We start from the raw sequence: 11,792 nt of genomic DNA on the forward strand, positions 1-11,792 counted from the left end.
AGACCGTGTGATTGAAGATTATAACTGTCAACGGTATCAATGGGGATTAAAGAAAATGACCCCGGTACAATACCGGGATCATTTATTAGCAGCATAGGCACTTTTTATTAAAGTGTCCGAAATATGGGGCCTAGTTCACTATAGTCCCATCCTTTTTCTATCTAATATAAGGTTTAATAGATTCTCGACTTTCTGAATTTCTTTTCTCGTCAATGTGGTCATAATATGATTACCTGCCTAAACGATAATGCTTATGCATAAAAACTTCTCCGTCTAGTAGAATCTGAGAGGAGTCATGAATAACGTTACATTCCCTAGCTTTATATACCATCCACTAGGATTGATCTGCTAAAAGAAAATAATGGAACTAAATTTATGACGAGCTTCTGTGATTTCCAGGAGAATTGCTGCTTCATCCATTGAATCTGTTAATAGCCATTCATCAAGTATACGTAGTTCCACCCTTGGATAACTTTTTATGATTTTGCGATAGGCTTCCGTCTGCTGCCAGTATTGCTAGTATTAGTTCATCTAGTAATTGCGGTAAACGGATGTATTTAACCATATAAAATTGCCTAAGCAAATACTCCGGAAGAAGTAGCTAAGAATGATTTTCCTGAACTAGTAGGTCCCATTAAAATGATAATGTCACTATCATGGATATAGGTACCACTAGCCAGTTTCAAAATCCACTCTTTATCTAGTCTTCTAGCATCGTGATATTCCAAGTCTTCGATACATACATTGGAGTTTAGAAAAATCGCTGTTTTTCAACCATTTAAGCTTTTTCTAACACGGCAAATGTTTTCTAAATCGACTAGTAAACTATATCGATTCTTCAAAACTCTTCTTTTTAAATTCCTTATTCAGTGCATGATCCTTATAGGCTTAGCCATACAGCTCAACTTTATTTAGACTAATTTGGTAAGTGTTTGTTCATTCACCATTTATCTGTTCCCCTGTATTATGAAACTCCACGTAGAACGTTGTGATGACAGATGTTTGTAGAAGGTTGCCCTGTACCTCCTTTGTCTCCGTTCCGAAAGGAAACCTTCCTCTCCAAACTTTTCATATACAAATTCACCCAACGCTTAAGACAACGGTTGGGTTGATCCTTACCGATCATGTCTAGGTCAAAGCCCTGTTCAATAGGGATTTGCGATGGTGTTTTTCCACTTTATTAATCGTAACTGCTTTTAGATTAAATTTCGGACTATAGTAGATTGACCTTTCAGAAGTGCTCAAAACATTAGTATTCTTCTCAAGCTCTCTAATTTGGAAGTCATTATAAATATTCTTACTCATTATAATGCTCCGCCCATATTCATTAAATCTGTTGAAAAAAACGGATAGGAGGAACTTTTTTCACTATCCGCTATCCAGGGTATAGTTTATTCATCTTGAATTGAGTTTCCACATACCCTTGGCGTTTAGAGTGTATGTGGAAACTCATAAAGGCTTGGCGAGAAACAGTAAAGTAATGCAGTTTTTAAATTTATTAAAGATTTCTACATACTATTATTGTCTCATATTTATAAAATATTTTTATGAGAACGAACATACGCATGGAATCGTATCATCTGCCTGGAATAGATACTTTTCTACACCATCCGCTTCCATATCTTCGCGATACTGCTTCAATGTATATGAACCACCATTTTTTTTCAAGATCGATACATTCTTTTCAAAATGCTCACGGAATCGATTTTCCATTTCTTCTTGCTCTTTATACTGATCTGGCCAAATAGCATATAGCGTTGCATAGTGTTGGAAACCACCACGTACACACCGACCGCCGCAATTCGCATGTGAGAAGCCATTAATACCTTTCTCCACAAGTTTTTGCGCTAAAACATTATCTTCAATCTTAGCAGCTTCTACTGCTGCTGTGTACATACGGGGTAACGAGATACCCCATTCGTATTTAATGATTCCTTTTGCGTCAATGTCTTCACGTAACGTTTCGATTAGTGGGAAGCGAGTTTCAATTGGCTCTATTGGGAAGTGGGAATAAAAGGAACGAATACCCGCAGCTTTACGAATATTCATATCTGCACTATTTTCTTCCACATTATTTTCACGACGTTTAACGTGACTATCATCTCGCCGATGCTTTTCATGTGGTGCGATGCCAAAATAAAGAATGGGTTCTACTTTTTCATTGTCACGCAATTCCTCTAAATAGATTAATGTTTGACGAACTTTTAATTCTTCTGAACATTTCGCTAAACGTGAGTTACCTAAGTATCTCATATCATAGAATACTTCTTCAGGTGTACGACCATCTAAAATTTCAGTGATTTCTAATCCAATATATTCAGATACTTCATCCATGAAACGCAAGTTATCTTCGTCTTCCCATAATGTATTAGTAAAGAATAGCTTACAGTTTTCTTTGCCATATGCCTGAACCATATAATAAGAAACATAAGCACTACCAGCACCACCAGAGAACATTGCAATATGAACACGTTTACGTTCTGAACGTGGCAACTCAAGTTCCCATTTCTCTTGTATTGTCGCTTTAATGTTTATTTCTTCAGCAAAATCTTCAAGAGAAAATACGACATTTACCTGAGGTAAAAGTTTATCAAATAACTCCCTTACTTCATACGTATCTGCCCATTCATATTCAACACTTTCCACACTAATCTTATTTTGACCTTTAAGATAGTGTGGTGTCGCTGGGAAATGGATTGTAACCTTTGATAAATTGTCATACCTTCCGGTAACTTGTTCCGCAAAGCTAGATAATTTAAATGCAATATTTTCCGCTAAATTCGTATCTAGCTTTCTCTCTAAGCTTTTCGATAGATCTACGTTTACTAATTCCACTTCTAACTTCGTTGCAACATCAACCATAAATTGAGCATTATTTATATACAATGGCTCTTCCGATATATCACTAAATAGATCTACAAAAAATAATTTGATTGCTTCTGGTGCGATTGTTTTTTTTAGCTCGTGAACTGTGTAGGCACTATATATACCACCAAAACCCACCACAATGTGCTGTTCCATATTTTCACCTCATTATTCAACGTAATCTTGCATTAATAGAAAAATCATATACTCGATTTCGTTTTTGGGGATATTACGTCCTGCATTTTTTAAAATACGATCAATATTGGAATAAACCGTTTTAGATTTAACTGAGAATTCCGTTTTCGATATTGTCTTGGTTTGATCACCAATCATAATAGATACTAGATTGGTTTGATTAGCAACATCTTCATCTAACGTATTTTCTGTTAATTCTCGAATGCTACTCTCTAGTTCACTAACAAATTTCTCAAACGTTTTATCTGACCAGTCTTCTAAACGTACACCTGTAAATAATTCTAAAAACTCGTTAATCCACACATTACTTTCTTGAGAAGAATTTAGTGCTTTTACTAAGTCATTTGTTTTCTTAAATGATTCATGCTCCTTTAGCCACGTTGTTAACTGTCCTTTTGATGCTAAAGATGTAACACGAATGAATTCTTCATATGCTTGTTGTCGTTTTGTTTCAATTAAAGTTTCTGCGTAGTCTTTAACTGATTGAAGTGTTTCAATATTATGGCCAAAAGTATCATATAAATTATTTAGACTTTGTTGTGGTTTTACTTCTGTTTGCTTTATTAATGTCCGCAGTGTTTCAAACCCAGATGATACTTGCTGTGTAATTTGTATATACCGTGGTAATGATCGTAACCACTTAACTAAAGTGCCACACGTTTGAATTAATCGAGAAACATTTTGCCCTTCTAAACGACCTTCTGTAAAGTCAGCAAATACTGTATTAAGTTGGTTATAAAACTTCAGGTGATTGTCAGCAATTTTTTCATAAGCATAACGATAGTTTTCAGCGCCTTCTTCTTCTAAAATCTCATATAATTTTTCCCCGTTTAGTCCGGGCACGAAAATATCATTACGATATAACATAAATTCGCTCCAACGATCTCTCAGCAATGCAACTAATAGCAACGGAACAACTGGTCGACGGATACCATATGGCGAAGCAGTAAAGATACGTACTAAATCTGCAAAGCTTCCTGTTGGTTTGCGTTCTAATAGTATTAAAATTTCCTTTCGTAACATCGCGTAAGGTTGATATATAATATTTTCATAGTTCATTTCATTAATATTTTGTTCAAAATGCTCATTATTTTTAAAGACGGCTGCATAAATTGCATAGGCTGGACCTGTACCAGAAATACCAAATTGTTCTTCTTTTGGATTTTCTAAAATGGCATCAATGACTTGCTTTGAACCAGCTTTTTGTTGAGAAGATAAGTTCATACGGTTAAATGAGTCATTTACAATCTTCGGTGTTTGTGGATATAACCTGGCGCAAATCATTGAAAGCCATGTTGACATTTCCTTTTCAGACTGTGGGTTTTGAGTACTATCCACGTGATACCATAATAAATCTCTATCTAAACGCTGCAACTTATTAATAAACTTAGCTATTGTATAAGCAGTTTCACTTTGTAAAATATTAATTTCTTCTAAAGTCCCTTTATCTTCTGCTAATAAGTGCTTATCTATAGTTAATTCTTTTAGAATGGCAGCATCTAATACGTGTGTTTTAATTTCCTTTACAGATTCAGGATGGACAACATAAATTTCTTTGCTAAAACTTTGCTTATTAGAAATATAGTCTAGTATTTTTTTTGGACTAGAATTTTCTGCAATAATATAGTATATACTCAAATCATAATGACTATTTTTCAGACGATACTGATTTAAATACTTTAATTGCGACTCTAAAACAAGTGTTACCTTTGCAAAACGAGTCATTTCATTTACATCATTAAAATAGTTCGGGAAGAAGTATTTCGCTTTAAAATCCGATAATAATACGTTACATACTACTTCTGGATTTAATACGTATGATTTTTTCTGCTTATCGATTTTTTTTTGTATATCTACAATACTACCAGCATGAATCTCCCAAACATAGGTTAGTGGATTAAACCGAATTGCTTTAGCATCTGTTAATTTCTCCAATGCGTTTTCGAGTACATCATCTTCTAATATCAATGCAAACTGTAAAAACTCAGTAGTTAATTTTTGATGAATAGATAAGTTACAAATTTGCCATAACGAAATTAATTTTAAAATAGCTTCCGCTACGCCTAATTCTACTTCCTTCGTGTTTACGCGAGATAGTGCTTTGCGGTATAGTACAAATTGCTCGGCGACTGCTCCTGTCATTTCTGTATCTTCTAAACTAGTGAAGAAATAATCGAATAATCTATAAGATAAATAGTAGTCATTTGTTTTAGAGATATGGTTTTGCAGTCCACCTGTTTCATTACTTTCTAAAAACGTGAATAAAGTTCGTTCGTTCTGTCCAAATACGCTAGAAAGCTTGGGTAATAAATATACTGTTGCTGGATGCACTGGATACAACGATTCAACAATAACCCGTTGTCGATCCTCTACATTTAAAATTGGGAACAACGGGAATGTTTGAATTCCTTTTGTCATCCCTGGTATAAGCTTTGGATCGATACTTGGTTTATGTTCTAAGTTTTCTGTTAATATCACTTGTGCAATTTTCAAGAATGTCGCTTGGTCACTTGAGATATTATATAAGCGTAGACGTTTTTCAACACGTTGGAATTCTCTAGCTATTTCGTCATTTAAGCCAGCAAAGTATTGACGTAAATTCTTATGTGTAATTAACATAAAATGTAACGCCGCTTCACGATCAGCTACTTCTGCTAAATCTTGAATGTCTTGCATGGTTTCATTCATTAAATCATTTGGCAATCCTTGTAAGAATCGGCCAAATTCATCATAAATAATAATAAAACCTATATTATGCTCATTTGCTGCTTTTAATAAAGATTCTATTTTCAGCAGAAAATTATCACTATAATCTATTTCAAATTGTGCACCAGAAGTTAATTTAGGATAAATTTCATGAAACCATACAATAGTTGATTCATCTTCTTCCAAAATCTTCTCTATTAAGCCTTCTAATTCAAAGTTCGCTTCTTCCGCTAACGCTTCGAATTGCCCTAATGTTTGTGGGAATGACTCTTGCCACACTGTAATTGACTGTATAATTTTCGCTGCTACACCAGGTAAAACGATGTCGACCCCTTCATTACGTAATGCTTGCTGTAACGCTTTAATAATTGATTTACGAAAGCGTCCTTCGTTACCACTTAAAGCGATGGGTAAATACTTCTTTTCCGTTACATTCGCCTGCTGAATTTTATCCGCAATTTCATCATTAAAATGACGAAATTTATTGCTTAACTTTTCAATACCCGTTGCTTGTTTGGACATTAGAGTACTGACAACAGTCGCTAACAATGACTTCCCTGTACCATATGCCCCGATTATAATATGGGAACGATTTCCTGTTCCCACAAAACCATCTAATAAACCATTTAAAGCTTCTGTATGTGAGGGTGTCGGTATATAACGACTAATAAATTCTTCTTTGCCGATATCAAATCTAATATTTACACTCGTTTTAAATGTCATGCTTTCCACCTAATTCATCTGGTAATTGTGAATCTAAGAATTGTAATTCTGTAATTTGTGGTATCTTAACGTTATCTAAGTTATTTGTACGAACATACTCAATTGGGTATCTTTCATGTGAGGTTAAGTTATTTAATATATCAATCGCCTCTGTTTTTGATAAATTAAATACTTTGCCCCACAATCTCTCATGTGACATAATTTCATCTAATTGAACATATTCTACTTTTTCTTGTTGCGCGTAACGGATCAATGTGTAATAAAAAGCTGTTAAGTCTTCATTTTCATAGTGCATTGAACTTTTACGAATTGTGTCACTCTTCTCTCCCGAACGTTCCTCCTTCATTAGATATAGCGCTGTGAATGGACTAAAAATAGTATCTTCTGGGTCGCTTTCATTCGCTTCTTTTGAATACAGTTGCACTAAAACATCGATATCTCGATTAAGTGATCTTTCCGAAACACCTTTTGACTCTTTTTTATCAACCCATTCTTTAAAGGCTGCTTTTAATTCTGCTTTTGTCGATATTGTTTCATTATATTGAGTAAAAAACCAATTAAATACTGTTGCTGTATCTCCTTTATTTACCAATAGCTCTGCATGCAAAATAGCTACAGTAGATGGTCTTTCAAGCAAACGATCTTTATTAAATATAATTTCACCTAATGGAGTTAATTTGTGTTTTTTATGATTTTCCTCTACTAAGTTTAAGGCTGTTAACCAAAAACGTAGTGACCGGACCATATTTTTACCTAGACCGATTTTTTCAAAATTATCTTTATCATAAAAGAAGTTATTGTTAGTTCTAACATGTCTAAGCCCTTTGCTGATCCATTTATTTCTCAAATAAAAACTTTCATGTCTACCGTAAGCCAATTATATCCCCCGTTTTCACTTCTGGTTCACTTAGCCAGAAGAAATATCCTGACTATTACTGTTTTATATTCCTTGTCTGGTGATACTCTCCAACAATTATTATAGCAATAGACGATGCATTTAGCGAATATATATTCGCAAAAAAAAGCACTTTTTACAAAGTGCAGTGAAAAATTATATTAACGTTTTCATCTTTTCTATTGCTTCAACTTTTTCTTCAGCTGATAAATCGCTGAACAAACTAATTACTGCTTCTATATTCAATTCTTTCATGCGGTTTTGAACAGGCTCTTTCAAATCCGATAAAACTTGTAGGTTTTTGTTAGTTAAATAGTTTGGGGTGTTTTTCAAATTGTTTAACCATGTTGTACATTGTTGCGCAGACCATATTTCTAATACACTGCTATCAACAGTGAACTCTCTTAACCATTCCTGTTCTTTTTGATCTAAACGTTCTTGGATTTCTTTTTCATAATTCTCTATGATTTGAATGAAATCAACCTCAGATTCTATTTCTGTCCACTTATTTTTTAATAAATGGAGTTCTTGCCCTACTTCAAACCGATCATCCTGCTTTGCTTTGATTGCTGGCATATCATTTAAGAAGTTTTGCACATGGTTAGCTGCTTCCTCGATACCTTCACGATCATTTTCTTTAATATCCTTAGCTAAAATCATCTTTACTCTCATAAAGAAATTTTGGCAATCAGTTAGCGTCTTAATATCATAAATCGCATCGTAAATTTCCATTACTTCATCTGTTAAAACTTTTAATGATGCTTTAGTTTCTTCTAAAACTTGATTTATTTGATTTTCACTAACTATTCTATCTTTTTCATTCAATTTACTTCTGCCAATGAATGGTAATAGTTTCTCGCCATTTTCCTTGAGTTGAATAAGCTTAGAATAACCAAGAGTTGGTTTAGGTGTTGACTTTGTTACATATTCATTCACTTTATCTTGAATTGGATCTAGATTATCTAAGATTTCTTCAACTTTAGTAATTAGCGCTTTAGCTTCTGCTTTATATCCATATCGATTCATTGAATCAATTAACTTCCTACACCACTTCTCAAAAGCAGTAGCTTGGCTCCTAGATTGACATTTTAATGTACTTAGAAATATAGAGAACGTTTCTTCAAAATGTTTATGAGCTGCCTCTTCAATTCTACGAGCTTCAATTAAGTGTCTATCACTATAAATGTATTTATCTGAGCTACCAACTACGCTTTGAATAATTTTAGTAGTATCTAAAATCTCAAACACACCACGTAAATCGTCTGTTTTACGCTTAGCTTCCGACAATTTTTGTTTTAAAGTGCCGAATAATTTTACCGTTTCATCGTATAATCTAACACCCTCTTTTAAAAGGATTTCCATATTCGTTACTTTATCTTCTAACTCTACTGGAATGTCTTCTTCTAACTTCAGATCTTGAAAATGGTTATACAAATCTTTAGCAATATTAACATCACTGTTCTGAACTACTTTTTTATATAAATTTAAATATTTATTTGCTGATTCTTCAGGCTTTACTTGAACCACTTTAGTGGCAAACATTGCTTTTAAGTTGATATTTGTGTCAGTATAGACCCTTGTAGACCACTTTTCTAAACGAATACGTTGATTGTCTAGTTGAGTTTTCGTTTCCTCTCGGCGTGAAGCCAAGTATACTGCTACTAATAAAGAAAGTGCATAGTCGTTAATTCCGTATGGTACTTTTTGATATTTATCAAACAATGTTTGAATTTCAAATTCACCATTTTCCTCTAGTAAGCGATCCCACTCGCTAAAAATAGACTGGACTTTTGGATTTTTTGGAGCAATTAAGTTATATTCCTCGTTTAAGACAGCCCAAGACTCTATTGACCTTTGGTATAAAATCGATTCAATACGTCCCTTGATATCAGCACTCTCAGAATGTAATGTTTGATAGATTACATTAGACAGTACAATACGGCTAATACGTGATAGACCTTTTTTCGCTTTACCTAAAGTAGTGTGACCGAACTCAGTATAAGAGAACGGTATTACTCTAGTATATAGTCGTTCAAATATTTCATTTGTAAACATGATTAACCGACTTGAAACTTTTTCAATTTTAGTACTTGTTATTAACAATCGTTTTGCTGCTAAGTCGCGATATACATCTAACAGCACTGAATGAGTTTTTTCTCGAAAATCCGTAATAAAACGTCGGTATTTTTCAAATTCTTGCTGTGTAAAGTTTTGGGATACCCTATGATCCGCAATAGCTTCATAAAATTTATCTTCCTTATCATCTAAAATGATAAATGCTATTGGTAAATCATCACATTTTTCATTTTTTAGTAATTGCTGTATTACTTTGAATTTTTCCGGATCGTAATCACTTGGTACATACAACCAAATAATTTGCCCTTTTGCTTTATCTGGTTCTAGCGCTTCTAAATGATCCATTTTAATTTTAACTAATTTACGTAGTGTTAAATCATTTACATGTAAAATAGTTTGAGTGAATTTCCATTCGCGTGTTTTAATAAAATGTCGCTTACCAAATGCAGGTTCAATGTCGCCTAGTTGAAGTTCGTTACCTAATCCCATATCGAAGATAACTGACATGTCGATATCGAGGTTACGTTTTTTCTTTCTCAACAATAACTTAAAATCGTTCACACCAATCGCATCTGCAACAAAATCAAAGACATTAGCAACTTCATCGTAACTTAAAATACCAAATTGATCTTCTAGCTGGCTAATTGCTAACTCTACTTCTTTCAAAGAGAGACCAGCAGCGTATGCTACTAGTTCAACTGATTCATGTCTATTTTGTGTTTTAAAGCGACCAATACGACTAATTAAAATAGCTGCTAACGTTTCTTTTGAACGCTCATCTAATTTATCACCATATTTAGTTAAAATTTGATTGTACAAAATGCAATACTCACTTTGTTTACGGCCCTCTTGTTCGGCAGCTAATAATTCATTGAAGAATTCAGTTCGAATAATACGTGTCGCTGGTACTAACAATAAGTCCCCAAATTCATTAACTTGCTGATCTGCTAAATTATTAATTTGCGTTTCTAAAAATGTTAGAGACGATCGTTGTTGTAACCAAGAAGATAAATTTGACAAAATCCAAGAAGTAAGCGGATGTAGTGGATAAATTCCTTCCAAAATCACTTTTTTAAAATGTTCATAGTTACTCCAAACACTTGAGTTATCCGCTTCTAGCGCCCACTTCATAAATTTATGGTGAAACTGTTCCCACTCACTATCATTCTTTTCAATTTTAGTAGTGATTAAATCTTTGAAAGCTTTCACATCTTTACGTTCAACTAAATTCGCAAAAATTGTTTCTAAGTTTGAAGATAGGTGGATTTTTTCACTTGATTCGTAACGTCCAACATATCGATTAATATTCGCAGTACGATCGACTCGCGTTAAATAGGATTTTAAATCTGATTGGATAAATCCAAGGAAAACAATTTTATCGTCAGCATTTTGTACTGCTTCATATATTTGTTGTAATGCTGCGTCGGATGCTTTTGTCGGATTATTTGAAGCAAATTCAATATAGCGACCAAATTCATCAAAGAACAAGACTACTTTATAAAATGGTTCTCGTTCGCCACAAAGCTTATCTGCAATTTTTTCCAACACATCACCAGCTGATACACCTTCATCCCAACGAATATATGTACCATTAATTTCCTTATATACTTTATTGATTACTTCAAATACATCCGCATCCTTTAAAATATTATCAATTAAATATTGCTTCAAATTAGTCTTAGCACCTGTGTTGCTTAACATATTACTATTTGTTTTATATAATTCTTTATAGTTATCAAAAGTGTTCTCTACGAAAACTCGAGCAATATCATAGGACTTAGTTAATTCTTTCAAAAACTCTGCATCGATATTATGGGCTGTTAATGTTTTTTGGGTTGCATTTAAAATTTCATAATTCAAGTTAAAATCGCGCATGCCATTTAAAACCAATACTAAGTTTGGCTTTAAGTCATATTTTAAAACTTGTTGCTCAATATTTGTATCAATCGATTTTAAATTCCTTAAAATTGCTTGTTGAACTTTTAAATTTCCACTTAAAAAGCTTGCTAGTGCAACAGATAAATGCGATTTACCTGTACCGTATGGTGCAATCGTTAAGAAGAAATTCGATAAGGGGCTTTCCCCATATACTTTATCTACTAACACGTTTGTAAATGAAGCGGTATCTAGTAAACGATGACTCTTAAAAGTAATTTCATTCTTAGCTACACCAAAGTATTCCGGACCGTGAAATACGAAGCTGCTCGCTACGTCATACTGCTTCTCTTTATTGTAAAACCAATCAACCTGTACCGCTCCATTAAAGTACAACTCTTTTTTAAATCGAATAATATCTTGGAATTTATACATACCTTTCAGCTCACCTTCAACC

At 33.6% G+C, this 11,792-nt stretch carries 6 protein-coding genes and 1 pseudogene; 1 reads left to right on the forward strand and 6 read right to left on the reverse strand.

Going from position 1 to position 11,792, the window contains the following annotated elements:
• The first annotated feature begins 7 nt into the window (after positions 1 to 7).
• Positions 8 to 97: an IS3 family transposase gene (locus HRJ06_RS11900; protein ID WP_338421047.1), complete on the forward strand. Its 90-nt coding sequence runs from the start codon at positions 8 to 10 to the stop codon at positions 95 to 97.
• A gap of 132 nt (positions 98 to 229) precedes the next feature.
• Here the strand turns inward: HRJ06_RS11900 and HRJ06_RS23740 are convergent.
• From HRJ06_RS23740 to HRJ06_RS11930, 6 genes and pseudogenes are all read right to left on the reverse strand, one after another.
• Positions 230 to 896 (reverse strand): annotated as a pseudogene (locus tag HRJ06_RS23740) (ATP-binding protein).
• Between the two features lie 232 nt (positions 897 to 1,128).
• Positions 1,129 to 1,305, reverse strand: a complete 177-nt coding sequence (locus HRJ06_RS11910; RefSeq protein ID WP_174733159.1) for a hypothetical protein — start codon at positions 1,303 to 1,305, stop codon at positions 1,129 to 1,131.
• Between the two features lie 240 nt (positions 1,306 to 1,545).
• On the reverse strand, positions 1,546 to 3,021 hold the full coding sequence (locus HRJ06_RS23250) for a hypothetical protein (protein ID WP_242035223.1): 1,476 nt from the start codon (positions 3,019 to 3,021) through the stop codon (positions 1,546 to 1,548).
• A gap of 12 nt (positions 3,022 to 3,033) precedes the next feature.
• Entirely contained in the window at positions 3,034 to 6,489 is a 3,456-nt protein-coding gene (locus tag HRJ06_RS11920; protein ID WP_174733160.1) for a DUF6079 family protein, read from the reverse strand.
• A complete protein-coding gene (locus HRJ06_RS11925) occupies positions 6,479 to 7,366 on the reverse strand; it encodes a DUF4007 family protein (RefSeq protein WP_174733161.1) in 888 nt (295 codons plus the stop codon). Before HRJ06_RS11925 ends, HRJ06_RS11920 begins: the two co-directional genes overlap by 11 nt.
• A gap of 174 nt (positions 7,367 to 7,540) precedes the next feature.
• The gene (locus HRJ06_RS11930; RefSeq protein WP_174733162.1) at positions 7,541 to 11,770 is read right to left on the reverse strand and encodes a hypothetical protein; all 4,230 of its coding nucleotides are present in this window, start codon (positions 11,768 to 11,770) and stop codon (positions 7,541 to 7,543) included.
• Positions 11,771 to 11,792 lie beyond the last annotated feature (22 nt).

This window comes from Mesobacillus harenae, assembly GCF_013343715.1.
Lineage (GTDB): Bacteria > Bacillota > Bacilli > Bacillales > Cytobacillaceae > Mesobacillus_A > Mesobacillus_A harenae.

Bases quoted from the DNA above. Each gene is read 5' to 3' on its own strand.
- HRJ06_RS11910 (WP_174733159.1), bottom strand. From the start codon at position 1,305: ATGAGTAAGAATATTTATAATGACTTCCAAATTAGAGAGCTTGAGAAG.
- HRJ06_RS11920 (WP_174733160.1), bottom strand. From the start codon at position 6,489: ATGACATTTAAAACGAGTGTAAATATTAGATTTGATATCGGCAAAGAA.
- HRJ06_RS11930 (WP_174733162.1), bottom strand. From the start codon at position 11,770: ATGTATAAATTCCAAGATATTATTCGATTTAAAAAAGAGTTGTACTTT.
- HRJ06_RS23250 (WP_242035223.1), bottom strand. From the start codon at position 3,021: ATGGAACAGCACATTGTGGTGGGTTTTGGTGGTATATATAGTGCCTAC.